The organism is Tistrella sp. (assembly GCF_002684955.1).
Lineage (GTDB): Bacteria > Pseudomonadota > Alphaproteobacteria > Tistrellales > Tistrellaceae > Tistrella > Tistrella mobilis.
On record NZ_NYWI01000030.1, the window covers coordinates 1 to 25,134 of the forward strand.

At 68.4% G+C, this 25,134-nt stretch carries 22 protein-coding genes and 1 pseudogene; 11 read left to right on the forward strand and 12 right to left on the reverse strand.

All coding sequences use genetic code 11. The features are described 5' to 3' along the window. Window positions 1–84, forward strand: a pseudogene (locus CMO28_RS08880) (IS5/IS1182 family transposase); the annotation flags it as partial. A gap of 9 nt (window positions 85–93) precedes the next feature. Here the strand turns inward: CMO28_RS08880 and CMO28_RS08885 are convergent. Continuing rightward, a complete protein-coding gene (locus CMO28_RS08885; RefSeq protein ID WP_296712692.1) occupies window positions 94–987 on the reverse strand; it encodes a porin in 894 nt (297 codons plus the stop codon). Window positions 988–1,521: 534 nt separating this feature from the next. On the opposite strand from CMO28_RS08885, the gene CMO28_RS08890 reads away from it, so the two are divergent. From CMO28_RS08890 to holA, 4 genes are all read left to right on the forward strand, one after another. Continuing rightward, the gene (locus CMO28_RS08890) at window positions 1,522–2,070 is read left to right on the forward strand and encodes a DUF3576 domain-containing protein (protein ID WP_296712695.1); all 549 of its coding nucleotides are present in this window, start codon (window positions 1,522–1,524) and stop codon (window positions 2,068–2,070) included. Between the two features lie 131 nt (window positions 2,071–2,201). After that, window positions 2,202–4,787, forward strand: a complete 2,586-nt coding sequence (leuS, locus tag CMO28_RS08895; RefSeq protein WP_296712698.1) for a leucine--tRNA ligase — start codon at window positions 2,202–2,204, stop codon at window positions 4,785–4,787. After that, window positions 4,753–5,352, forward strand: coding sequence for an LPS assembly lipoprotein LptE (gene lptE, locus CMO28_RS08900; RefSeq protein WP_296712700.1), 600 nt, complete (start codon window positions 4,753–4,755; stop codon window positions 5,350–5,352). Before leuS ends, lptE begins: the two co-directional genes overlap by 35 nt. A 15-nt stretch (window positions 5,353–5,367) precedes the next feature. Continuing rightward, entirely contained in the window at window positions 5,368–6,402 is a 1,035-nt protein-coding gene (gene holA, locus CMO28_RS08905; protein WP_296712703.1) for a DNA polymerase III subunit delta, read from the forward strand. Between the two features lie 63 nt (window positions 6,403–6,465). On the opposite strand, the gene CMO28_RS08910 is transcribed toward holA, so the two are convergent. From CMO28_RS08910 to CMO28_RS08940, 7 genes are all read right to left on the reverse strand, one after another. Next, window positions 6,466–7,398: a ParB/RepB/Spo0J family partition protein gene (locus CMO28_RS08910; RefSeq protein ID WP_296712705.1), complete on the reverse strand. Its 933-nt coding sequence runs from the start codon at window positions 7,396–7,398 to the stop codon at window positions 6,466–6,468. Next, entirely contained in the window at window positions 7,395–8,219 is an 825-nt protein-coding gene (locus CMO28_RS08915) for a ParA family protein (protein ID WP_296712708.1), read from the reverse strand. Before CMO28_RS08915 ends, CMO28_RS08910 begins: the two co-directional genes overlap by 4 nt. Beyond that, window positions 8,191–8,910 carry a 16S rRNA (guanine(527)-N(7))-methyltransferase RsmG gene (gene rsmG, locus CMO28_RS08920; RefSeq protein WP_296712711.1) on the reverse strand — a complete coding sequence of 240 codons (720 nt, stop codon included), beginning with the start codon at window positions 8,908–8,910 and terminating at the stop codon, window positions 8,191–8,193. The genes CMO28_RS08915 and rsmG overlap by 29 nt, the downstream gene beginning before the upstream one ends. A 5-nt stretch (window positions 8,911–8,915) precedes the next feature. Continuing rightward, window positions 8,916–10,865, reverse strand: coding sequence for a tRNA uridine-5-carboxymethylaminomethyl(34) synthesis enzyme MnmG (mnmG, locus tag CMO28_RS08925; RefSeq protein ID WP_296713132.1), 1,950 nt, complete (start codon window positions 10,863–10,865; stop codon window positions 8,916–8,918). Window positions 10,866–11,086: 221 nt separating this feature from the next. Next, a complete protein-coding gene (gene mnmE, locus CMO28_RS08930) occupies window positions 11,087–12,472 on the reverse strand; it encodes a tRNA uridine-5-carboxymethylaminomethyl(34) synthesis GTPase MnmE (RefSeq protein ID WP_296712714.1) in 1,386 nt (461 codons plus the stop codon). 156 nt (window positions 12,473–12,628) lie between these two features. Next, window positions 12,629–13,039, reverse strand: a complete 411-nt coding sequence (locus tag CMO28_RS08935) for a (2Fe-2S) ferredoxin domain-containing protein (protein WP_014746929.1) — start codon at window positions 13,037–13,039, stop codon at window positions 12,629–12,631. Window positions 13,040–13,046: 7 nt separating this feature from the next. Continuing rightward, window positions 13,047–13,301, reverse strand: a complete 255-nt coding sequence (locus CMO28_RS08940; RefSeq protein WP_014746928.1) for a DUF6489 family protein — start codon at window positions 13,299–13,301, stop codon at window positions 13,047–13,049. Between the two features lie 130 nt (window positions 13,302–13,431). Between CMO28_RS08940 and CMO28_RS08945 the strand changes: the two genes are divergently transcribed. The 4 genes from CMO28_RS08945 to CMO28_RS08960 all read left to right on the forward strand — a co-directional run bounded on the left by CMO28_RS08945 (window position 13,432) and on the right by CMO28_RS08960 (window position 18,034). Beyond that, complete coding sequence (locus CMO28_RS08945) at window positions 13,432–15,498, forward strand: thioredoxin domain-containing protein (protein WP_296712719.1); 2,067 nt, start codon at window positions 13,432–13,434, stop codon at window positions 15,496–15,498. Next, window positions 15,495–16,070 (forward strand): methylated-DNA--[protein]-cysteine S-methyltransferase, encoded by a 576-nt coding sequence (locus CMO28_RS08950; protein ID WP_296712720.1) that lies wholly within the window; start codon window positions 15,495–15,497, stop codon window positions 16,068–16,070. Before CMO28_RS08945 ends, CMO28_RS08950 begins: the two co-directional genes overlap by 4 nt. Window positions 16,071–16,179: 109 nt before the next feature. Further along, window positions 16,180–16,866 (forward strand): dienelactone hydrolase family protein, encoded by a 687-nt coding sequence (locus tag CMO28_RS08955; RefSeq protein WP_323755078.1) that lies wholly within the window; start codon window positions 16,180–16,182, stop codon window positions 16,864–16,866. A gap of 193 nt (window positions 16,867–17,059) precedes the next feature. Further along, window positions 17,060–18,034: a quinone oxidoreductase family protein gene (locus CMO28_RS08960; RefSeq protein ID WP_296712727.1), complete on the forward strand. Its 975-nt coding sequence runs from the start codon at window positions 17,060–17,062 to the stop codon at window positions 18,032–18,034. A gap of 116 nt (window positions 18,035–18,150) precedes the next feature. Here CMO28_RS08960 and rho read toward each other — a convergent pair whose 3' ends face one another. From rho to hemE, 4 genes are all read right to left on the reverse strand, one after another. Continuing rightward, window positions 18,151–19,410 (reverse strand): transcription termination factor Rho, encoded by a 1,260-nt coding sequence (gene rho / locus CMO28_RS08965; protein WP_014746923.1) that lies wholly within the window; start codon window positions 19,408–19,410, stop codon window positions 18,151–18,153. Window positions 19,411–20,116: 706 nt separating this feature from the next. After that, window positions 20,117–20,563, reverse strand: coding sequence for a protoporphyrinogen oxidase HemJ (hemJ, locus tag CMO28_RS08970; RefSeq protein ID WP_014746922.1), 447 nt, complete (start codon window positions 20,561–20,563; stop codon window positions 20,117–20,119). Window positions 20,564–20,619: 56 nt separating this feature from the next. Then, window positions 20,620–21,711, reverse strand: coding sequence for a ferrochelatase (hemH, locus tag CMO28_RS08975; protein WP_296712731.1), 1,092 nt, complete (start codon window positions 21,709–21,711; stop codon window positions 20,620–20,622). 8 nt (window positions 21,712–21,719) lie between these two features. Next, window positions 21,720–22,772, reverse strand: a complete 1,053-nt coding sequence (gene hemE, locus CMO28_RS08980; protein ID WP_014746920.1) for a uroporphyrinogen decarboxylase — start codon at window positions 22,770–22,772, stop codon at window positions 21,720–21,722. 752 nt (window positions 22,773–23,524) lie between these two features. Here hemE and CMO28_RS08985 point away from each other — a divergent pair. Beyond that, window positions 23,525–24,478 (forward strand): pyruvate, water dikinase regulatory protein, encoded by a 954-nt coding sequence (locus CMO28_RS08985; protein WP_296712735.1) that lies wholly within the window; start codon window positions 23,525–23,527, stop codon window positions 24,476–24,478. A 4-nt stretch (window positions 24,479–24,482) separates the two neighbouring features. Continuing rightward, a complete protein-coding gene (locus CMO28_RS08990) occupies window positions 24,483–25,121 on the forward strand; it encodes a Maf family protein (RefSeq protein ID WP_296712737.1) in 639 nt (212 codons plus the stop codon). Window positions 25,122–25,134 lie beyond the last annotated feature (13 nt).

Below are 25,134 nucleotides of genomic sequence, written 5' to 3' on the forward strand. Positions count from 1 at the left end.
GCCACTCGCTACGACAAGCGACCGGAGAACTATCTCGCCGCCGTCAAGCTCGTGGCCGCGAGGATCTGGTGCCTGAGCTTATGAGTCTACGCCCTAGGTCAGGCCCACATTCCACTGCTCCATGTCCTCATCGAGCTGCAGGCCCATATTGTTCTTCTGGTAGCCACCGCCGAAGGTGAAGCCGGCATAGCCCAGCTGCGCGCCCACGGTGAAGGCTTCCTGATCATCGGAGCCTGCCCGGTCCGCTTCCTGCTGCCCCGTGAGATAGCCAACCGCGATGGCCACGTCGACGCCACCGAAGCTGTTCACGTAGTTGGCACCGATTTCCACGATCTTCTCTTGACGGGAAGGATCAGCGGGATCAACACCGCCATTGTTGTTCGGCAGGTTGCCATAGGAATTCGACGAGCCGCCCGTACCGCCCGCGAGGCTGGGCGTATACGACAGACCCAGCTGAAAGCCCGAGAAGCGTGGGGTGAAGTAGGTCAGCTTGTTGGCGTCGCCGGTGGTGTTCAGGAAGGTGTAGTTCGACGCCAGCACATTGGTGCCCGGCTGCGAGGCGTGGAAGAAGTTCGGGCTGTCGACGCCATGGCCGGCAATGGCGGTCGGGGCCGAATAGTGCATCAGATAGGCGGCCGAGTCGGCGGCACCCAGCTGCACCCGACCGAAGCCGCCTTCGAAATAGACGAAATGCTCGTCGATCTGGTCGCCGGGACCGCTCGCGCTGGCAGTGGTATAGGCCTCGAGCTGCACGTTCACGCCGACGGTGACACCGTTGTCGAGCGTGGTCTCACCCAGGAAGTAGATCTCGCCTTCCTGCTTGATGCTGTCGGTGCGGGTATCTGCCACATCCTCGTCGATCAGGACGAAGGCGCTCTGATAATAGCCGCCGAGGCCGAGCTTGATGTTCTCGGCCGCCGAAGCGGGAGCGGCGAAAGCGGCGGCAGCGGCGACGATGGCAGTGCTGCCGAGCAGGATCTTCTTCATCGGGTCGGGTCCCCTGGTGAGAACGTTCAGAAATTTTCAGTCCGGCCGGGTGCCGGGACGTCCGGGATACAAGTCTGGTCGGCCGGCCCGCTTCGGGTTCCGGCCTGGTCGTGATTGGCCTGATGCTGGCCGGAAGCTCTTCACGGTCGGCGGTCTTGGCCGCCATCCGGACGCCGGGCGTGCGGGGAATTCGCCCATGCGGCAAGTTCATGTTCTTCCGCAGCGCACGCGCCGTCAACGCGGCGCAATACGACGCGTCAGTGATTTCCGTCACAATGTAGCAGGATTGCAACAGGGATGACACGGCGGCGTCACGGCCCCCTGATCCGGTTACCGGGGCTGCCCGGTGCCGCGGACGGCCTGCTATCGGCTTCGGTTGAGGCAGGAAGCGGCTTGCCATATAGTTCAGCCGACCGAAGCATCCGACGGAGCGCAAATGCCTCTCTCGGACAGATTTCGGCGACGCCCTGTCGGGACCAGAGACAACGCCGGCGGGACCACGTCGGACAATAGCCAGAGAGGTTTGGAACGGCCATGGCAGTCACGGGCAAGGATCTGTTGCGGTACGCGACGCTCGCAGGCGCGCTCGCGCTGCTCGCGGGCTGCAGCGGCGTGGAGACCGAAGCCAGCTATCCGCGCTCGATCCCCGGCGGAACCGGCGGCACCTACGAGACCCAGCGCCAGACCATCTTCGGCGACGGCGGTCTCAACATCTTCGACAATGAGAAGAGCCGCGACGGCACCGGCGGCGCCTCGCCGATCGGCGTGAACAGCTTCCTGTGGCGGGCCTCGCTCGACACCATCAGCTTCATGCCGCTGGCCTCCGCCGACCCCTTCGGCGGCGTGCTGATCACCGACTGGTACAGCGCCCCCGAGACGCCGGGTGAGCGGATGAAGCTCACCGTCTATATCCTCGACCGCCAGCTCCGGGCCGACGGCATCCGCGTGGCCGCCTTCAAGCAGCGCCGCGACGAGACCGGCACCTGGGTCGACCAGCCCGTCGAGCCCGCGGTCGCGACGCGCATCGAGGACGCCATCCTCACCCGCGCCCGCCAGCTGCGCGTTTCAAGCTCGGCGAGCTGACGGCGCCTCCCAAGCCTGGCGGCAGGGAGGCCCCCGCCGCCATCCTCTCCAACCGGGTGACCGGCAGCGGCATGCCCCTTTCGACAAGGGGGCGGTGCCGGTTGCGGTCACCCGCACTTCGTACCGGAAAAATGGCCCGCTACAACCCCAAGGCGATCGAGCCCAAGTGGCAGCAGGTGTGGGACGAGAACGGCACCTTCACGACCGATGAAGCGTCGTCGAAGCCGAAATACTATGTGCTCGAGATGTTCCCCTACCCCTCCGGCCGCATCCATATCGGCCATGTCCGCGTCTATACGCTGGGGGACGTGACGGCACGCTACCGCCGCGCCAAGGGGTATAACGTGCTGCATCCGATGGGCTGGGACGCCTTCGGCATGCCGGCCGAGAATGCCGCCATCGAGCGCGGCATCCATCCGGGCAAATGGACCTACGACAACATCGCGGCCATGCGTGGTCAGTTGAAGTCGATGGGCCTGTCCTATGACTGGAACCGGGAGATCTTCACCTGCGCGCCGGATTATTACGTCCACGAGCAGCGCATGTTCCTGAAGTTCCTGGAAGCCGGTCTCGCCTATCGCAAGGAAAGCTGGGTCAACTGGGACCCCGTCGACCAGACGGTGCTGGCCAATGAACAGGTGATCGAGGGCCGCGGCTGGCGCTCGGGCGCCCTGGTGGAACGGCGCAAGCTGTCGCAGTGGTTCCTGAAGATCACCGCCTTCGGCGACGATCTGCTGGACAGCCTGTCGACGCTGGACCGCTGGCCCGACCGGGTGAAGACCATGCAGGAGCGCTGGATCGGCCGTTCCGAAGGTGCCCGGCTGAGCTTCCGCCTTGAGGGCGCGCCCGAGGGGCTGGACGGGCTGGAGGTCTTCACCACCCGCCCCGATACGCTGTTCGGCGCCGCCTTCTGCGGCATCGCCCCCAACCACCCGCTGGCCGAGGCGCTGGCGGCATCCGCCCCCGAGCTTGCCGCCTTCATCGAAGAGTGCAACCGCACCGGCACCAGCGAAGAGGTGCTGGAGAAGGCCGAAAAGAAGGGCTACCGGCTGCCGGTCGATGCCGAACATCCCTTCGTGCCGGGGCTGAAGCTGCCGGTCTATGTGGCGAATTTCGTGCTGATGGAATACGGCTCGGGCGCGATCTTCGGCTGCCCGGCCCACGACCAGCGCGACCTGGATTTCGCCCGCAAATACGACCTGCCGGTGAAGCCGGTGGTCCGGCCCGCGGGCCTGGAGGACGCGTCCCCGCTGGAGATCGGCAGCGAAGCGCTGACCGGCGACGGCGTGATCGTCAATTCGGGGTTCCTGGACGGGCTGTCGGTCGCGGATGCCAAGCGCCGCGCGATCGAAGAGCTTGAGAAGATCGGCATCGGCAAGGGTGAAACCACTTTCCGCCTGCGCGACTGGGGCGTGTCGCGCCAGCGCTATTGGGGCTGCCCGATCCCGGTGATCCACTGCCCGGATTGCGGCGTGGTGCCGGTGCCGGAAGACCAGCTGCCGGTCACCCTGCCCGAGGATGTGGTGTTCGACGGCCAGGGCAACCCGCTGGACCGCCACCCCAGCTGGGCGCATGTCGATTGCCCGAGCTGCGGCAAGCCCGCCCGGCGCGAGACCGACACCTTCGATACCTTCTTCGAGAGCAGCTGGTATTTCGCCCGCTATACCGGCCTGACCACCGACCGGCCCTTCCCGCGCGAAGCGGCCGATAAGTGGATGCCGGTGGACCAGTATATCGGCGGCATCGAACATGCCGTGCTGCACCTGCTCTATTCCCGCTTCTTCACCCGCGCCATGCGCGAGGTGGGACTGCTGGACGTGAAGGAGCCCTTCGCCGGGCTGCTGACCCAGGGCATGGTGGTGCACGAGACCTACAAGGACGATCAGGGCCGCTGGGTCTTCCCCGAAGAGGTGACCAAAGACGCCGACGGCCAGCTGGTCCATGTGGAAACCGGCCGACCGGTTACCCGCGGCCGCATCGAGAAGATGAGCAAGTCCAAGCGCAACGTCGTGGACCCGATGGCGATCATCGAGGCCTATGGCGCCGATACCGCGCGGCTGTTCATGCTGTCCGACAGCCCGCCGGAACGCGACCTGGAATGGACCGATGCGGGCGCCGAAGGCGCGCACCGCTATCTGGCCCGGCTGTACCGGCTGGTGGATGAATGGACCGCCGCCCTGCCCGCCCCCGGCACCGATATCGGCGCCGACCTGGCGGCGGCCGAGGGCGCGGCGCTGGAGATCCGCCGCAAGCTGCACCGGACGATCCGCGACCTGTCGGAGGATCTGGAGCGCTTCCACTTCAACAAGGGTGTGGCGCGGCTGCGCGAGCTTTCGAACGCGCTGTTCGACTTCACCCCGGCCTCGCCCGCCGATGCCGCCGTCGCCCGCGAGGCGGTGGATGCCGTCATCCGGCTGATCGGGCCGATGACCCCGCATCTGGGCGAAGAGCTGTGGCGGATGGCCGGCCATGACGGCTTGCTGGCCGAACAGCCCTGGCCCGATTTCGACCCGACGCTGGTGACGGTGAACACCATCACCCTGCCGGTGCAGGTCAACGGCAAGGTGCGCAGCAAGCTGGATGTCGCGCCGGATCTGGATCAGGATGCGGCTGTGGAACGTGCCCTCGCCGACCACAAGGTCAAGACCGCTCTCGACGGCCGCACCCCGCGGAAGGTGATCTATGTCCCGAACCGCATTCTCAACCTCATCGGCTGATCGCATCAGCCCGACCGGGCCCGCCAGCCGCCGCAGCCGGCGGCTGGTGCTGGCGGCGGCCATGGCCGCGGCGGCGCTGACGCTGTCGGCCTGCGGCTTCCGGCCGCTCTATGGCGACACCGCCGCCAACCGCCCCGCGGTCACCGAACAGCTGGCCGCGGTGGCGGTCGGACCGGTGCCCGACCGGGCTGGCCAGATCTACCGGAACAGCCTGGAACGCCTGCTTGCCGGGGAGGGCCGCGGTCATCCCGGGCGCTACCGGCTCGACAGTTCGATCAGGATCACCGAGACCGGGCTTGCCATCAACGAAGACGCCACCGCCAGCCGCTATAATGTGCGGATCGTGGTGAGCTATCGCCTGATGGCGCCCCATGCGGGCGAGAACAACGCCGACAGGCTGCTGGCCGACGGCACGGTCACCCAGATCAACGGCTATGACCAGATCTCTGCCCCCTATGCGACGCTGGTATCGCGGCAGGATGCGATCGAACGTGCGCTGAAGGAAGCCGCGCGCGAGGTCCACACCCGGCTGTCGATCTATTTCGACCAGCATGGCGAGGTTTAGGGCGGCGGCGAGCGGATGGTGAAGGTCGCCCCCCGTGATGCGGAAACCAAAAGCGGCCGGCCCGATGCCGCCTGGCGGGCGGTTCTGGTCTATGGTCCCGATCGCGGGCTGGTGAAGGAACGGGCCGACCGGCTGGTGCGTGCGGTCGTGCCGGACCCCACCGATCCGTTCCGGATCGCCACCCTCGACGGCAAGACCCTGTCGGATGATCCGGCCCGGCTGGCGGACGAAGCGGCCGCCATCGCCTTCGGCGGCGGCCGGCGGGTGGTCCGCCTCAGGGATATCGGCGATGCCCAGGCGCCGGCGCTGGCCGGTTTTCTGGACGATCCGGCCGGCGATGCGCTGATCGTGGTCGATGGCGGCGAGCTGGGACCGGGATCCAAGCTTCGCAAGCTGTTCGAAACCGCCGCCAATGCGGCCGCCATCGCCTGCTATGCCGATGAAGGCCGTGATCTGGCCGAGGTGATCCGCAACCACCTGTCGGAAGCGGGGCTCCAGGCCGATGCCGATGCGCTGATGGCGCTGGCCGGCTCTCTGGGCGCCGACCGGGCGATGACCCGGATGGAGCTGGACAAGCTGGCCCTCTACGCCCATGGCCGCGGCCGGGTCACGCTTGAAGATGTCGAAGCGGTGATCGGCGATGCCCGGACCGTGGCGCTGGACGATGTGGCGCTGGCGGCGGCCGGCGGCGATGCCGCGGCGCTGGACCAGGCGCTCGACCGCGCCTTTGCCGAAGGCACCTCCGCCATTGCCCTGCTGCGCGCCGTTTCCCGCCATTTCGGCCGGCTGCTTCAGGCCCGCGCCGAGATCGATGCCGGTGCGGATCCGGAGATGGCGATGAAATCGCTGAAGCCCCCGGTGTTCTTCAAGCAGACCGGCAGTTTCAGGGCCGCCCTGGCGGTGTGGCCCACCGCGGCCCTTGCCCGGGCCCTGGGCCGGCTGGCCGATGCCGAGGCGCGGGCCAAGCAGGGACTGCCCCAGGAGACCCTGGTCGGCCAGGCATTGCTGGGTATTGCCGCCGAAGCCGGGCAGCGCAAACGCCGCCGCTGAGGCCTGAAAACCCGCCTCCACGATCGATAATTTTTGACCGGAAATCTGCCCGCGATCGGGGCGTCAGCCGCGCCCGCCCAACCGGGCCAGCAGGTCGTCGAGGTCTTCGAGCGAGCCATAGGCAATGGTCATCGACCCCGCCGTCGGCGAGACGGGGTTGATCGACACCTTCAGGCCCAGGCTCTCGCTCAGATCCTCTTCCAGGCGCAGCGTGTCGCTGTCTTTGGTCGAGCTGCCGGCGGCATCGGCACGGCGCGGCCGGCCGCCCACGGGCTTGCGCTGCGCGCCCTCCCGATGAGCCCGCTTCTCGGCCTCGCCCCGGGCGAGGGTCTCGGCCTCGCGCACCGTCAACCCGCGATCGACGATCCGCTTCGCCAGGGCCGAGGGGTCGTCGGCGGTCGCGATCGCCCGGGCATGCCCCATGGACAGCCGGCCGTCGTCGAGCATCTCTTTGACCGCCTCGGGCAGGTTCAGCAGGCGGAGCATGTTGGCGACATGGGCGCGGCTCTTGCCGATCACCCGGCCGAGTTCCTCCTGGGTGTAGGAGAACTCGCCCATCAGCCGGCGATAGCCGTCGGCTTCTTCCAGCGGCGTCAGATCCTGGCGCTGGATGTTCTCGACCAGGGCGATTTCCAGCGCGTCATGATCCGCCATATGGCGGACGATGACCGGAACCTCATGCAGCCGGGCAAGCTGCGCCGCCCGCCAGCGCCGCTCGCCGGCGACGATCTCGAAACCGCCGTCATCGAGCGGCCGGACCAGGATCGGCTGGACCACGCCACGTTCGCGCAGGCTGGCGGCCAGCTGCGACAGGGCCTCTTCGTCGAAATGCCGGCGGGGCTGATAGCGGCCGGGGCGCAGCCGCTCGACCGGCATCATCCGGACATCGGCCGTTGCGGTCGCAGGGGCCGCATCCTCGATCGCCGTATCCCCGAGCAGCGCAGACAGGCCACGCGCCAGGCCGCGCTTGCGGCCGCCGGTTTCTTCCGCACTCACGCGGCCACCCCCCGTTCGCGCTTCAGCACCTCACCTGCCAGATGGATATAGGCCTTGGCCCCGGCGCAGCGGTGATCATAGAGCAGCACCGGCTTGCCATGGCTGGGCGCTTCCGACACGCGGACATTGCGCGGGATCACGGTCTTGTAGACCTTGTCGCCGAAGAAGTTGCGCACATCCGCCGCGACCTGGTTGGACAGGTTGTTGCGGTTGTCGAACATGGTCAGCACCACGCCCTGAATGTCGAGCCGCGGGTTGAGCGAGCGGCGCACCCGGTCGACCGTCCGCACCAGCTGGCTGACACCCTCCAGGGCGAAGAACTCACACTGCAGCGGCACCAGCACCGCATCGGCGGCGACCAGGGAATTCAGGGTCAGAATGCCGAGCGAGGGCGGGCAGTCGATGAAGATGTAGTCGTACTGCGGTAGTCCCTCGGCACCCAGCGCCATGCGCAGCCGGCGCTCGCGGGCCGGGCGCTCGATCAGCTCGATTTCGGCACCGGTCAGATCGACCACCGCCGGCACCCCCGCCAGCCCGGGCACATCGGTTTCGACGATCGCCTCGGCAAGGCTCGCCTCGCCCATCAGCACATCATAGCTCGACGGATTCCGCTGGCTGGCACCGATGCCCAGCCCGGTCGACGCATTGCCCTGCGGATCGAGATCGATCACCAGAACCCGCTTGCGCGCCGCGGCCAGCGCGGTCGCCAGGTTGATCGCGGTCGTGGTCTTACCGACGCCGCCCTTCTGGTTTGCGATGGCCAGCACGCGACCGGTGCCCTGAGGCGCCGCATCAGCGGGATTGGTCACGGTCTTGGACACGAGACAGCCCCTTCGCTTCAAGGATGACGCCACCCTCGTCGGTCATACTTCTATGGCATACCACCTGCATTGTCCAGCGGGTGCGGGCGGCTGCAATCTCGGCCTCGGCCTGGGCGCCTTTCAGGAACCAGAATACGGCATCCGGGCGGGCAAGCGGAATGGCCATCTCAAGAAGCTTGTCCAATGGGGCGAGCGCGCGGGCGGAGACCAGCTCGGCGCCCAGGGCTTGCAGGCGTTCGATCCGTTCGGCATGGACGGTGACGGTGATGCCCATCGCCCGGGCCGTCTCCCGCAGGAAGATCGCCTTGCGGGTGTCGCTTTCGACCAGATGAACATCCAGATCGGCCAGCGCCGCCAGCACCAGCCCGGGAAAGCCGGCGCCGGAGCCCAGATCGACCAGACGCCGGCCGGCAGCCGGGCCGATCAGCGGCAGAAGCTGGGCCGAATCGAGCATGTGCCGCCGCCACAGTTCGGGCAGGGTCGCCGGGCCGACCAGATTGATCGCCCCCTGCCAGCGGATGAGCCTTTCGGCGTAAATCTCCAGCCGGTCGAGAGTTTCACGTGGAACCCCGGCGAGCAGCGCATCGATCCGCGGCCGGATGATGTCGTGGTCGGCGCCGGCGGGGCCGGCCGTGCGCGGCTGAGCCGCCGGCCTGGAGCTGAAGCGGCGGGGATCGGGCCTGCGTGCCATCTGCCCTACTCCGCCGCCAGTGCCGCGCCGCGCCGGATGGCGCCGATCACCAGGCTGAGCGCCGCCGGGGTCACGCCGGGGATCGCCTGGGCGGCGGCGATGGTCGCCGGCCGGCTGCGGTTCAGTTTTTCCTGCATCTCGGCCGACAGGCCGCCGACCCGGCCATAATCGAACCCGTCGGGAATGGCGAGTCCGCCTTCCCGGCGCCAGGCCGAGACATCCGCCTCCTGCCGGCCGAGATAGCCGTCATAGCGGGCCTCGATCTCGATCTGCTCGTAGACGTCGGCGCGGATCCGGGCCAGCTCGGGCCAGATCGCGGTCAGCACGGGACGGGTCGCCTCGGCATGCACCAGCAGCTGGTGCAGCGTGCGCGGCCGGCCGTCGCGGTTGGCGGGGATGCCGTGACCGCGGGCCCGTTCGGGGGTGAGGGTCAGGCTGCGGGCCAGCCTGCGGGCCTCGTCGAGGGCGGCCAGCTTGGCCTCGTGGGCGGCACGGCGTTCGGCCCCCACCAGCCCCAGGGCCATCGCTTCGGCGGTCAGCCGCAGATCGACATTGTCTGCCCTGAGCAGCAGCCGGTATTCGGCGCGCGAGGTGAACATTCGATAGGGCTCGTCGGCGCCACGGGTGGTGAGGTCGTCGATCATCACACCGGTGAGCGAGCGGCCGCGATCGGGCAGCAGCCGGGCGCCCTGGCGACGATCGCCCCCCGCCTCGCCCGCCGCCAGCGCGGCATTGGCGCCGGCCAGCACACCCTGCGCCGCCGCCTCTTCATAGCCGGTGGTGCCGTTGATCTGGCCGGCCATGTAAAGCCCGGGCATCACCCGGCTCTCCAGCGTCGGCAGCAGCGACCGCGGGTCGACGAAATCATATTCGATGGCATAGCCCGGACGGATGATCGACACCCGCTCCAGCCCCGGGATATGGCGGAGCATCCGGGCCTGGGCCTCGGCCGACAGGCTGGTAGAGATGCCGTTGGGATAGACGGTGTGATCGTCCAGCCCCTCGGGCTCCAGGAAGATCTGATGGCTGTCGCGGTCGGCGAAGCGCACGACCTTGTCTTCGATCGACGGGCAGTAGCGGGGGCCGCGGCCGGCGATGCGGCCGGAATAGACCGCGCTCTCGTGCAGATGATCGCGGATCACCTGATGGGCCGCCGGCGTGGTCGCGGTGATATGGCAGGCGATCTGCGGCACGGTGATCCGGTCGGTCAGCACCGAGAACGGCTTGGGCGGCGTGTCGCCATGCTGCTCGGCCAGCGCAGCCCAATCGATGGTCCGGCCGTCGAGCCGGGGCGGCGTACCGGTCTTCAGCCGACCCATCGGCAGGCCCAGGGCTTCGAGACGCGCCCCCAGCGCCACGGCCGGCGCCTCCCCCACCCGGCCGGCGGGGATGCGCTGATCGCCGATATGGATCATGCCGCGCAGGAAGGTGCCGGTGGTCAGCACCACCGCAGCCGCCCGGATCCGGCGGCCATCGGCCAGCACCACCCCGGCGACCCGCGGGCCCGTGCCCTCTTCCGCCACGATCAGATCATCGACCGCGCCTTCGACGATGCGGAGCCCGGCGGTGCCGGCGACGAGGTCCTGCATCGCCGCGGCATAGAGCCGGCGGTCGGCCTGGGCGCGCGGCCCGTGGACCGCAGGGCCGCGGCTGGCATTCAGCACCCGGAACTGGATACCCGACCGATCGATCGCCCGGGCCATCAGCCCGTCGAGAGCATCGACCTCTCGCACCAGCGTCCCCTTGCCGATGCCACCGATCGCCGGATTGCACGACATGGCGCCGATGGTCGCAAAGGCATGGGTGACGAGGACAGTCCGCGCGCCCACCCGCGCCGCGGCGGCGGCCGCCTCCACACCGGCATGGCCGCCGCCGATGACGATGACATCGACCGCCGACGGATCGACGACGGCCTCTGGCGTGGCCGGGGTGGAACGGGGCAGATCGCTGGGCATCATGGTCTCGTCTGGTCGTCGGGTGAGGTGGTCGGATGATGGCGGGCGGGCTGGTGATGGCGGGCGGGCGGATGATGGCGGGCGGGCCTGGGACCCTCCGGCGGAGCCGCGCGTTTCACGTGGAACATCCGCCGCCAACCCCCTGTGCCACACACGAAAAGCCGGGGCAGTTCAGACATGGTCTGAAGGGGCGGATACCGCGCGGGCTCGCCCTTCAGATATCATTTCCCGATGCAGAACTCACGGAAGATCGCATCCAGAAGGTGTTCGACATCGATCCGGCCGGTGATCCGGCCCAGCGCGTCGCAGGCCCGGCGGAGGTCTTCGGCCACCAGCTCCAGCATCGGCAGCGGATGGGTGAGCCCGGCCGCGGCGGCGTCGAGCGCCATCGCCGCCTGATCGAGCGCCGCCCGGTGGCGGGCCCGGGTGATCATCGCCCCCTCCCCGCCGCCGGTGAGCCCGGCGGCAAGCCCGGCCAGAGTGGCGGCCAGATCGCCCATGCCGGCGCCGGTGACGCAGGAGACCAGCACCATCGGATGGTCCCTGGCCACCACCGCCCGAAGCCGGTCGGCGGCATCACCCGCCAGACGGTCCCGGCGGGTGAAGACGATCGGGTCGCCCGGCAGCACCCCTGCTTCGGCCATCGCTTGGGCCGGGTCGGTGGTCTCGGGATCGATCACCACCAGACGCAGATCCGCCTCGGCCGCCCGGGCCCGGGCGCGACGCACCCCCTCCTGCTCGATCGGGTCGTCGGTGTCGCGCAGCCCGGCGGTATCGATCAGGGTCAGCGCCACCCCGTCGAGGTCGAGCGCCACCTCGATCGCATCGCGGGTGGTGCCCGGACGATCGGTCACGATCGCGATCTCGCGGCCGGCCAGCGCATTCACCAGGCTCGACTTGCCGGCATTGGGGCGGCCGACCACGGCCACGACCACGCCTTCGCGCAGCCGCTCCCCCGATCGGCCATCGGCCAGACAGGCGCGAAACTCGGTCGCGATCGCCTCAAGCTCGGGTGCCACCGTCAGGGCGATGCCGTCGGGCACCTCTTCGTCGGGGAAATCGATCTCGGCCTCGATCATGGCGGCGGCGCGGATCAGACGCACGCGCCACCCCTCCACCTGCCGCCCCAGCCGGCCGCCCAGCTGGGCCAGGGCCTGCGCCGCCTGGCCGGCGGTATCGGCGGCGATCAGATCGGCGACGGCTTCGGCCGCGGTCAGATCCATCCGGCCGGACAGCACCGCCCGTCGGGTGAACTCTCCCGCCTCGGCCGGCCGGAGCCCGGGCAGACGGCCCAGCACCTCGATCCCCGCCGCCACAACCGCCGGGCCGCCATGCAGCTGCAGCTCGGCCGCGTCCTCGCCGGTATAGCTGGCCGGGGCGGGGAAGCGCAGCACCAGCGCCTCGTCGATCACCCGGCCCGAGACCGGATCGGCGATCCGGCGGAGGCTGGCCAGGCGGGGTTCGGGCAGCGCGCACCCGGGCGTCAATGCCCCGAGGGCAGCATCGGTGTCGGGGCCGGACAGGCGGATGATCGCCACGGCACCACGGCCGGGCGGGGTCGCCCGGGCGAAGATGGTCCCGGGGCGCGAGGTCGCCGATGTCGTCATGGGAATTCAGGGTCCGATCAGGCAGGCGCAGGACAAGAAAGGCCGGCATCCCGTCCCTCGGGATGCCGGCCCATCATAGCCCGATGGCCCTGCATGAACAGCAGCCCGAACAGTCGGAGCGGGCCGTATGGTCAGCAGGCCGAACGGCCGGAACCGTCAGCCGCCACTCGCCGCCGCGCGAGCGGCCTTTTCGGCGGCGCGCCGCTCGGCGATGTCGGCCTTGGCGATCTCGTCATCGCCCGGCTTCAGCATCAGCCGATCGACCCGGCCGCCTTCGGCGACATGGGTGGTCAGGATCTCGTCGATATCGTCGGTGCTGCGATAGCCGTACCAGACGCCTTCGGGATAGATCACCAGCGTCGGGCCCAGTTCGCAGCGGTCCAGACAGCCGGAATTGTTCACCCGCACGCCCTTGAGCCCCATCTCCTTGGCGCGGGCCTTCATGTAATTGCGCAGCTTCGTCGCCCCGCCGGCCTCGCAGCAGCCGCGCGGATGGCCCTCGGGCCGCTCGTTGGTGCACACGAAGATGTGCCGCTCGTAATAGAGCGGCGGGTCGTTGCGGACCACACTCACCTCAGCCGTCCTTCTTCACGCCCCCGGTGGTGCCAGCGGTGGCGAGCCCCGACCAGAATTTCTGCATCTGGTCCCAGCCCTGCCCGCCCGGCATCCAGCTCCGGATGATGTTGTCGCCATCCATGGTCTTCATGGCCTGAGCCATCTGCTTTTGCATCTCGGTCAGGAACATGTTGTGCAGCGGCGTCAGATCCGGAAGGCCAACGGCGCGGCGGGCCTCTTCGGGGGTGCAATCGAGGTCGATGGAGATCTTCATCGGGCAGATTCCCTGATCTTTGCTTTGGCTCGTCTGCGCTTGCCGATGGTCGCCACTGACGCCACGTACCCTGGACAGTCCGCGATCCCCGCACCGATTGCAAGCGCCAACACACTCTCGGGTTTAAAAGATGTCCGGAAACTCACTCCACAGGGAAGTCAGCCCGTACCTCCTTCAGCATAAGGACAATCCGGTGAACTGGCTGCCCTGGGGCCCGGAGGCCTTCGCGCGCGCCAGGGCGGAGAACCGGCCGATCCTGCTGTCGATCGGCTACGCCGCCTGCCATTGGTGCCATGTGATGGCCCATGAGAGCTTCGAGAACCCCGAGACCGCCGCCGTCATGAACCGGCTGTTCGTCAACGTGAAGGTCGATCGCGAAGAACGACCCGATGTCGACGACGTATACATGGCCGCTCTTCAGGCTCTCGGCCAGCCGGGGGGCTGGCCACTCACCATGTTCCTCACGCCCGATGGTGCGCCCTTCTGGGGCGGCACCTATTTCCCGCCCGAACCTCGCCACGGACTTCCCGCCTTCCGCGACATGCTCGAGCAGATCGCGACAATATATCACGATCAGGCGGAAGACGTCCGCCACAACGCATCGGCGATCGGTGCCCGTCTGGGCCGGCTGGCGGCCCGCCGTCCGGGGCCCGTGCCATCGGCCGATACCGTGGCCGGCGCGGCCGCCCGGATCGCCGGGGTGTTCGACATGGAGCGCGGCGGCGTGCGCGGTGCGCCCAAATTCCCCAACGCGCCGCTGCTGGCCCTGTTCGATGCGCTGGCGAGCCCGGGCGGCCCGGCTATCGGGCGAGAGAATGGGACCGAGGCCGCCCGCGCGGCCCTGGACCGGACGCTGCGCCGCATGGCCGCGGGCGGCATTCACGACCATCTGGGCGGCGGCTTCGCCCGCTATTCGGTCGATGCCGACTGGCTGGTCCCCCATTTCGAGAAGATGCTGATCGACAACGCCCAGCTGCTGCCGCTCTACGCCCGCGCCTGGGCCCGGGCCGGCAGCGCGCCCCATGCCGCGGTCTTCGCAGAGGCCGCCCAGGGGATCATGGCCTGGCTGGCGCGCGAGATGGAGACAGGTGACGGCGCCTTCGCCAGCAGCCTGGATGCCGACAGCGAGGGCGAAGAAGGCCTCTATTACCTCTGGACGGCCGACGAGATCGCGGCGGTTCTGGGCGCGGACGATGCCGCCCTTTTCGGCCGGGTCTACGACATCCGGCCGGGCGGGAATTTCGAGGGCCGCGCCATCCCCAACCGGCTGGCCCATCCCGACCCGCTGAGCGGAGAGGACGAGGCGCGGCTTGAGGCGATGGCGGCACGGCTGCACGAGCGGCGCTGGTCGCGCAGCCATCCGGGCCGCGACGACAAGGTGCTGGCCGACTGGAACGGGCTGATGATCGCGGGCCTCGCCGAAGCCGGCATGATCTTCGACCGGCCGGACCAGGTGGCCCGGGCCGCCCGGGCCTTCGACGCGGTGCTGGCGAGCCATGACCGCAACGGCCGTCTGGGCCATGCGGCGCGGGACGGCCGGCTGGTCTGGCCGGGGCTGCTGGACGATCACGCCGCCATGATCCTGGCGGCACTGGCGCTGGACCAGGCCGAGGGCGGTACGGCACGCCTGGCCCGGGCGGAAAGCTGGGCGGAGGTAGTGATGCGGCATCACATGGCCGAGGGCGGGGGCTGGCACATGACGGCAGACGATGCCGAGGTGCTGCCGGTGCGCAGCCGCCCCGGCACCGATGCCGCCCAGCCCTCCGGCAACGGGCTGATGGCGCAGGCCCTGGCCCGGCTGGCGCTCGCCACCGGCAACCCCGCCTATGCCGAGGCGGCCCGCGCGACCATCGCGGCCTTCGGCGCCGAGGTCGACGGCAACCCCTTCGGGGTGGCATCGCTGATGGTCGCGGCCCTGCTGCTCGAGACCGCGGACCAGGTGGTGGTGGTGGGCCCCGCCGGCGACGAGGCGACCCGCGCGCTGCTCAGGGCGGCGGCGGCCAGCGGCAGGCCCCTGCTCGATCTGCGCCGGATCGAGCCCGGCGCCCCCCTGCCCGCCGGCCATCCCGCCTATGGCAAGGGCATGGCAGACGGCCGGCCCACGGCCTATCATTGCCGAGGCCCGCGCTGCGGGCTGCCGCTGCACGACCCCGCGGCACTGGCCGCCGCCCTTGCTCCGGAGCCTGTCCGATCATGACATCCACCCAGCCGGGTGCCCGCATCCGCGACGCCATCCTGCGCACGACCGGCCCCCGCGCCGCCGCAACGCGGCTGATGGCCGACACCCCGCTGGGGCCGATCCGCCTGGCCGCCGACGGCGAGGCGCTGCTGGCGCTGGACTGGATCGACCCCAGCGATGCGGCATCGGCCGCAGAGGCGGCAAAGGCCGGGCCCGATGCCGCGCGGATTCTGGACGAGACCGAGACCCAGCTCCGGCAGTATTTCGCCGGCACGCGCAACCGTTTCGACCTGCCGCTCAACCCCGCCGGCACGGAATTCAGGCGCGCCGTCTGGACCGCGATGCTCGATATTCCATATGGTGAGACGGAAACCTATGGCGACATGGCCCGCCGGGTGGGGTCGGTGGCCCGCGCCGTGGGCGGGGCCTGTGGCGCCAATCCGATCCCGATCGTCATCCCCTGCCACCGGGTGGTGGGGGGTGGATATTCAATCGGAGGTTTCTCTGCGCGGGGTGGCGTTGACACCAAACGGTTTCTGCTTCACCTTGAGCGGGCCCGGACGCCGGAACGGCAGCCGCGGCTTCTGTGACGCCTCGTGTTCCGCACACCGGAAAGCGGGCTGCCCCACGGAAACCTGGCGCCGGGCCGTTCATTCCGCATCCCGACCAGACAAGCAAAGGGGCCGAACAGTGGGCAGCATGGTGCAGATCACCGCCAGGGACGGCGGTACGTTTGACGCATATCTGGCGACGGCGCAGGGCGGCAGCGGCCCGGCGCTGGTTCTGATTCAGGAGATTTTCGGCGTCAATCACCTGATGCGCTATCAGGCGGACTGCTTCGCCGCCAAGGGCTTCACCGTCATCGTCCCCGACCTGTTCTGGCGGCAGGAGCCGGGCGTGATGATCACCGATCAGAGCGAGGCCGACTGGCAGAAGGCCTTCCAGCTGTTCCAGGGTTTCGACGCGGACAAGGGCGTCGAAGACATCGCCGCGACGGTGGACTATATCCGCGGCCAGAGCAGCACCGGCAAGGTGGGCGCCATCGGCTGGTGCCTGGGCGGCCGCCTGGCTTTCCTGACCGCAGCCCGCACCAATATCGACGCGGCGGTCGCCTATTACGGCGTGGCGCTGGACGACAATCTGGGCGAGGCGGCGTCGATGGGCGGCAAGCTGCTGATGCATGTGGCGGCCAAGGATGATTTCGTGCCGCCGGAGTCGCAGGAGAAGATCAAGTCGGCGCTGGCCGACAACCCGAAGGTGGAGCTGCATGTCTATGAGGGCTGCAACCACGCCTTCGCCCGCCCGGGCGGTGCCAATTTCGTGCAGGAGGCGGCGCTGAAGGCCGATGACCGCACCCTCGCCTTCCTGAAGAGCACGATCGCCTGACAGACGGCGGCATGACGCAGACAAAGGGGGACGGTCCTGACGGGCTGTCCCCCTTTCTTTTGTCGTGGCGGAAACAGGCCGTTCCGGCGGCGGATCCGGCAGGGGCATTGCACGATCGCCCGGCCTCGCCGATCATCGGGAACCGAAACACCCCTGCGTCCCCAGAGACGTGCGCATATGGAGGAGATACCCGATGGTGAAGGCGATCCGGATCGAACGGACCGGCGGCCCCGAGGTGATGGCGTTTGTCGAGGTCGAGGTCGGTGGGCCCGGGCCTGGCCAGATCCGCATCCGTCACACGGCAATCGGCCTGAACTTCATCGACGTCTATTTCCGCACCGGTCTCTACCCCGCCCCCCTGCCCGCGATCCTGGGCATGGAAGGTGCCGGCGTGGTGGTCGCGGTGGGCGACGGCGTCGACGATCTGAAGCCCGGCGACCGGGTCGCCTATGCCAGCGGCCCGATGGGCAGCTATTCGGAAGAGCGGCTGATGCCGGCCGACCGGGTGGTGCCGGTGCCCGATGCCATCGACGACCAGACCGCCGCCTCGATGATGCTGAAGGGCATGACCGCGCAGTATCTGCTGCGCCGCACCTTCCCGGTCCAGGCCGGCCAGACGATCCTGATCCACGCCGCCGCCGGCGGTGTCGGCCTGATCGCCTGCCAGTGGGCCAAGGCGCTGGGCGCCACCGTCATCGGCACCGTCGGTTCGCCCGAAAAGGCCGAGCTGGCCCGCGCCCATGGCTGCGACCACCCGATCCTCTATCGTGAGGAAGACCTGGTGGCGCGGGTGAAGGAGCTGACCGGCGGCAAGGGCGTGCCGGTGGTCTATGACTCGGTCGGCAAGGACACCTTCATGGCCTCGCTCGACTGCCTGCAGCCGCGCGGCTATATGGTGAGCTTCGGCCAGTCCTCGGGCCCGGTCGGCCCGGTGGATCTGGTGGTGCTGAACCAGCGCGGCGGCCTTTATGTCACCCGCCCCTCCCTCTTCCACTACACCTCGACCAAGGAAGAGCTACGCGCCACGGCGAAGGATCTGTTCGATGTGGTCGGCTCGGGCAAGGTGAAGGTCGGTGCCGCCCGCACCTATCCGCTGGCCGAAGCCGCCCAGGCCCATCGCGATCTGGAAGCCCGCGCCACCACCGGCGCCACCGTATTGCTGCCCTGAGCGCCCCGGGATCGGGCGACCATATCGTTCCACGTGGAACACAGACGAGAAAGGCCGCCGTCCCATCCCGGGGCGGCGGCCTTTTCCATACGGCGTTCCACGTGGAACAGCGGCGGTCAGCTGTTCATGGAATCGAAGAAGTCCGCATTGCTCTTGGTGTGCTTGAGCTTGTCGAGCAGGAAGTCCATGGCGTCGATGGTGCCCATGGGCATCAGCACGCGGCGCAGCACCCACATCTTCGACAGCGTGCCGCGGTCGACCAGCAGCTCTTCCTTGCGGGTACCGGACTTGCCGATATCGATCGCCGGGAAAGTGCGCTTGTCGGCCAGCTTGCGGTCCAGGATCAGCTCGGAATTGCCGGTGCCCTTGAATTCTTCGAAGATGACCTCGTCCATGCGCGAGCCGGTGTCGATCAGCGCGGTGGCGATGATGGTGAGCGAACCGCCCTCTTCGATGTTGCGGGCGGCACCGAAGAAACGCTTCGGGCGCTGCAGGGCATTGGCATCGACACCGCCGGTCAGCACCTTGCCGGAGGACGGCACCACGGTGTTGTAGGCGCGCGCCAGGCGGGTGACCGAGTCGAGCAGGATCACGACGTCGCGCTTGTGCTCCACCAGCCGCTTGGCCTTTTCGATCACCATCTCGGCGACCTGGACATGACGCGAGGCCGGCTCGTCGAAGGTGGAGCTGATCACCTCCCCCTTCACCGAGCGGATCATGTCGGTGACCTCTTCCGGGCGCTCGTCGATCAGCAGAACGATCAGATAGCACTCGGGGTGGTTGGTGGCGATCGCATGGGCGATGTTCTGAAGCAGCACCGTCTTGCCGGTGCGCGGCGGCGCCACGATCAGCGCGCGCTGGCCCTTGCCGAAGGGCGCCACCAGGTCGATCACCCGGCTGGCGGTGGTGGTCTTCTTCGACGGGTCCGAGAGTTCCAGGTTCAGCCGTTTGTTGGGATAAAGCGGCGTCAGATCATCGAAATTGATCTTGTGCCGGGCATTGTCCGGCGCGTCGAAATTGATGCTGTTGATCTTGAGCAACGCGAAATAGCGCTCGCCCTCTTTGGGGGCCCGGATCTGACCATCGACGGTATCACCGGTCTTCAGGCCGAAACGGCGGATCTGCTGGGGGCTGACATAGATGTCGTCCGGCCCCGCCAGATAGTTGCTCTCGGGCGCCCGCAGGAAGCCGAAACCGTCCTGGAGCACTTCGAGCACGCCGCCGCCATGGATGGCGACGTTCTGTTCGGCAGACTGCTTCAGGATCGCGAACAGCAGATCCTGCTTGCGCAGCGTGCCGGCGTTCTCGACGCCCAGGGTCTCGGCGTACTGGAGCAGCTCCGCCGGGGTTTTCGTCTTCAGTTCCTGAAGGTTCATGCGATGGATTTCCGATCGGGGGTCGACGGACGGGGGGCGCCGGAATGGCGGGATCCCGTTCAACGACGAAGCCGGGGCGACGCCTGGCTCAACCTGTTTTACGCAAGCCCGGCAGACAGGCTGCGTGCGTGTGTGTCGAATGGTCGGGCCGAACCACCCGGACAGTCCGGTCATCCAGAACGGGCCGGCAGGGCGCCGGCCGGACACAAACCATGTGAGCGGAGACGTCGAGGATCATCGACGTCGATCACGAACCGGTAACGGCCCGGTTCGGTTCCGGAAACGGATGTGGTCCTGAAGGGGTTCGATCGACGAGGAGAGGACTGAAAGACCGCGTCGGCGCAGAGAGCCTGGCGATCCGGACCGGTACCCGCAACTGCGATCCCTGAATGCCCACCGCCCGGCCAATGCGGCGGCGCGGGTGGTGACGGGTGAAGCATGTCGCCCGGCGACGTCCGTCTGTCCGTTCCGTCCCGGCATGCCGCAGGCATGGGACGAACGTCACGATACCGGCTTCACCGGCACGTCAACCGTGCCGATGCCTAATCAGTTAGCGCGTCACATGGCCGCTGTCAAACCCGATACGCGCGAAAACGTTGCGACCTTGGTCGATTTCGGAGCTCTGCGGCAGTTTTCACCGCCCGCGCGGCCCGATCCGGGCCACCGGCGGGGCTGTCATGCGGCCCGCCCGAAGGGTCGGGCCCGATCAGAAGGGCTTCACGATCACCAGGATCACGATGCCGATCATCAGCACCGTCGGCACCTCGTTCATCCAGCGATAGAAGCGCGCGGAATGGCGGTTGCGATCTTCCGCAAAGGCCCGGCGCCAGGCGCTGAAGGCGCCATGCATGCCCGACATGATCAGCACCAGGGCGATCTTGGCATGCAGCCAGCCTTCGGACAGCGAGACCGCCCCGGTGGTCAGGATCAGAATGCCGAACAGCCAGGTGGCGATCATCGCCGGATTGATGATCGCCTTCAGCAATCGACGCTCCATCACCTTGAAGCGCTCGGACAGTTCGGACCCCGGGGCGGCATCGGCGTGATAGACGAACAGCCGCGGCAGATAGAACATGCCGGCCATCCAGGCGATCACCGAGATCACATGCAGGGCCTTGAACCAGGGATAGGCGCCGGCGAATGCGTCGATCATGGGATTGGCTGCCTCGTCTCGGATGGCTGGTTGCGGTCGCGGCAGGGAGTCGTGCGTCAGGTATGGGCGCGGCAGGCGCAGCGGCCGAATTTTGCGGGACAGGACGGCCCTGCCCGATCGGGCGCCACCCCCTCGCGCCCCGCCGCCTGCATCACCAGATCGCCCAACCCGCGGATGAAGGCCGGATGGGTGGTGGGTGTGGGCGCCCGCAGATAGGGCGCGACGCCGGATTTTTCGGCGAGGTGGCGGTATTCGACGTCGAGCTCGACCAGGGTCTCGACATGTTCCGAGACGAAGGCGATCGGCACCAGGATCAGGCCGCAACCGTCCCGCCCTGCCCGTTCGACCTCGGCATCGGTCGAGGGGCCGATCCATTCCAGCGGCCCCACCCGGCTTTGATAGCAGACCTGCCAGTCGATGGTCTCAAGCGGCCGGCCGAGCATCGCCGCCACCCGGTCCATCACCGCGGCACAGCTCTGTTCCACCTGCCACTGATAGGGGTCGCCCCGCTCGATGATCTTCTTCGGCAGGCCATGGGCCGAGAGCAGGATGCGCATCGGCCGGCCCGGTGCCTCGGCCTCGGCCTGGTGCCAGCGCTCCACGATCAGGCTCGCATGCGCCTCGACCAGGCCGGGTTCGACCGGCCAGCAGCAGACGGTCGAGGTCGGCACCCTGAGCCCGGCCTTGCGAGCGGCCCGATCCCAGTCCTTGAGCGACGAGGCGCTGGTCGAGGTGGAGAACTGCGGATAGAGCGGCAGGGCGATGATCCGGTCGGGCGCCCAGGCCTTGACCTCGGCCACCACCTCGGGCGCGAAGGGATGCCAGTAGCGCATCACCGGCCATGCCCTGACCGTTTGCCCGCGACCCGACAGCTCCGCCTCCAGCGCCCGGGCCTGGCGCAGGGTTTCCGGCAGAAGCGGCGAGCCGCCGCCCATCAGGGCGTAGTTTTCCCGCGCAAAGGGCGCACGACGGGTGCTGATCAGCTTCGCGATCGCCCAGCGCAGCGGCAGGGGCAGCGAGATGATCGCCGGGTCGAAGAACAGGTTGAACAGGAACGGCTGAACGGCATCCGGCCCGTCGGGCCCGCCGAGATTGAACAACAGGACAGCGATTCGTCCCGTTTCCTTATTGTCACGTTCCTTGATCATAACCTGTATCAGACTCTCGCGGCATCGGCCTCGCGCACTGCAGCGATCACCTGGGCGACATGGCCGGGATCGGTCGGCGGCAGGACGCCATGGCCGAGATTGAAGACGAAACCGCCCATCGGAGCCAGCCGGTCACATATCTTCCGCACCCTGCGGGTGAGATCCGGCCCGCCCGCGACCAGACGGCCGGGATCGAGATTGCCCTGAACCGCGACATGCGGCCGGAGACGGGTGGCGATCGCCTCCACGCTCCAGGTCGGGTCGACGCTGACCGCATCGACACCGGCATTCCGGACGAAATGCTCATATAGCGTGCCGGCCCGGTTCGGAAAGCCGATGATCGGCAGATCCGGATGCGCGGCACGGATCCGGCTGGCGATGCTGCGGATGGGCGTGACCGTCCAGCGATCGAACCCGTCTTCGTCCAGCGCCCCGGCCCAGCTGTCGAAAATCTGCACCGCCTCGGCACCCGCGGCGATCTGCGCCTCCAGATGACGGACGGTCGCATCGACGATCAGATCGATCAGCACCTGGAAGCCGTCCGGGTCACCATAGGCCCAGCGCTTGGTGTTGAGGAAATCCTTGCTGGAACCGCCTTCGACCATATAGGTCGCGATGGTCCAGGGGGCGCCGGCAAAACCGATCAGCGCCCGGCCCTCGGGCAGTGCCGCCTTCACCCGCGCGGCGGTTTCGTAGACCGGCGCCAGGAAAGAGGTGACCCGTTCGGGATCGAGCGCGGCCAGGCCCGCGGCATCACGGATCGGATCGAGCCGCGGCCCCTCGCCTTCGGCGAACCAGACCGTCTGACCCAGCCCGTGGGGCACGACCAGGATGTCCGAAAACAGGATCGCCGCATCCAGATCGAAGCGGCGCAGCGGCTGAAGGGTCACTTCGGTGGCGAGATCCGGGCTGTAGCAGAGATCGAGGAACCCCTTCGAGCGCGCCCGAAGCTCGCGATATTCCGGCAGGTAGCGGCCGGCCTGACGCATCAGCCAGATCGGGGTCCGATCCGGATGCCCGCCTTTGAGGGCGGCGAGCAGCGGCTTGGTGGTCTCGGTCATCGATGCGGTCCTCGGATCTCTGGCAGGCAGACGGCCGCGTCGGCAAAGGACGGTCGGCCGGCCCTGCCGCCGGTCGCGCGGATCATGCCCGTTCGGAAGATTCGATTCCAGCGGAGTCCGTGGGCGATTTTCGTTTTCGGCTGCGACCGAACGTCTCTGCCGTTGCCGGATCGGCATGGCGTTGCCGAAACGGCAACGCCTGATGATGGCAAAAGCCACCCGTTCGGCTGCACAACCCCGTTGCGCTCCGGCTTTCGTTCGAACCATGCGAACCGCATGTTCCGGCCCCAGACTGCAGTTCTCTCGCCCTGTGGACAAGGCCCCATCTGCAGAAAGGAAGGGATTCGGGATGGAAAGGTTGTAGAGGATAGAGGGTGCCTGTGGATATCGGGGATCCCCACCCATTCACAAACCATCCACAGAAAAGCCCCCATGTGGACGATCTGGCGGCACCCTTGGGAGGCCCGCGTGGATAACTCCGGAGTCGCGCGCGGAGTCTCGGGGGATAATGTCGTGGATAACGTGGAAAACTCCACCCTCCCCGACGGCCGTCCTCGCTCCGTCGCCGCCATCCCCGGGCGGCTGCCCACATGGAGACGGCTCGGCGGATGACAGATGAAGAGCGGTGACGCAATATGAGCGCCCGACGCCAGACCCCGTTCGGCCCCCGTAATTCCGGGTTATCCACAGCCGTGAACGGGGCATGAACAGGGCGCGAACATCGCCCCCGACGACGCTTGCTGGAGATCCGGATGGCCGAAGACGAGCCGACCGCGGCGCCGCCGCGCCCCCCCCCCGCAGCCCCCGCGCTCAGCCCCTCTGCCGACGGGGCAGCGGGTGCCGCGCCGGCATTGCGCGGCGGCGGCCATGGTGCAGATCTGCATCGCGAACAGGTTTTGTTCGACCTGCATCTGGTGTCGGATTCAAGCGGCGAGACCGTGAACACGGTCGCCCGTGCCGTGCTGGCCCAGTTCGACGGGGTGGATGCGCGCGAGCATGTCTGGTCGCTGGTCCGCTCTCCGGCGCAGCTGGAAAAGGTGATCCAGTCGATCGAGGCCCATCCGGGCCTGGTCATGTATACGCTGGCGCTCAGCGAATTGCGCGAGCGGCTGGAAGAGGCCTGCCGGCGGCTGAAGGTCCCCTGCGTGCCGGTGCTGGACCAGATCACCGACATCGTCAGCGGCTATCTGGGGGTGTCGGTCTCCCGCCGGCCCGGGCGGCGGCATATGCTCGACCAGGAATATTTCGCCCGGATCGATGCGATGCATTTCGCGCTGATCCATGATGACGGCCAGTCGCTCTGGGACATCGACGATGCCGATATCATCCTGGTCGGCGTGTCGCGCAGCTCCAAGACGCCGACCGCGATCTATCTGGCCAATCGCGGGGTGAAGGCCGCCAATGTGCCGCTGGTGCCCGGCCAGCCCCTGCCGGAGGAGGTGGAGGGCGCCACCCGGCCGTTCATCGTGGGGCTGACCACCAGCCCCGAACGGCTGGTGCAGATCCGCCGCAACCGGCTGCTGAGCCTGAACCAGCCCGATGACGGGGAATATATCGACATCGATGCGGTGCGCACCGAGGTGATCGCCGCCCGCCGGCTGTTCGAGCGCAAGGGCTGGCCGGTGATCGACGTGACCCGCCGGTCGATCGAGGAAACCGCCGCCGCGATCTATCAGATGTATCTGCGCCATCTGGGGGAGAGTTGATCGGATGACCCCTGTGCCGACCCGTGACGACACCGACGCCGCCGCGGAACCGCGGCTGATCCTGGCCTCCCAGAGTGCCGCCCGTGCGCAGCTGCTGAAGGGCGCCGGGCTCGATTTCCTGGCCCTGCCCGCCCGCATCGACGAGACGGCGGTGAAAGAGGCGATGGCCGCCGAGGGTGCGCCGGCCGAGGATGTGGCGGTGATGCTGGCCGAGATGAAGGCCCGCCGGATCTCGGGCCGTGCCGGCCGGGTGCCGGTGCTGGGCTGCGACCAGATGCTGGTGGCCGACGGCCGCTGGTTCGACAAGCCCGCCGATCGCGACGGCGCCCGCGCGACGCTGGAGGCCCTGTCGGGCCGGCGCCACGAGCTGATCTCGGCCGCGGTGGTCACCATCGACGGCGCCCGGGTCTGGCATGCCATCGGCCGCGCCCGGCTGACCATGCGCCCGCTGTCCCCCGCCTTCATCGACCAGTATCTGGACCGGGCCGGAGAGGCGGTGCTGGGCTCGGTCGGCGCCTATCAGCTGGAGGGGCTGGGGGCGCAGCTGTTCTCGAAGGTCGAGGGCGACTATTTCACCATACTGGGCCTGCCGCTGATCGAGCTGCTGGACTTCCTGCGCCTGCGCGGCGTGATCCCGAGCTGACGGACGGGCGCCC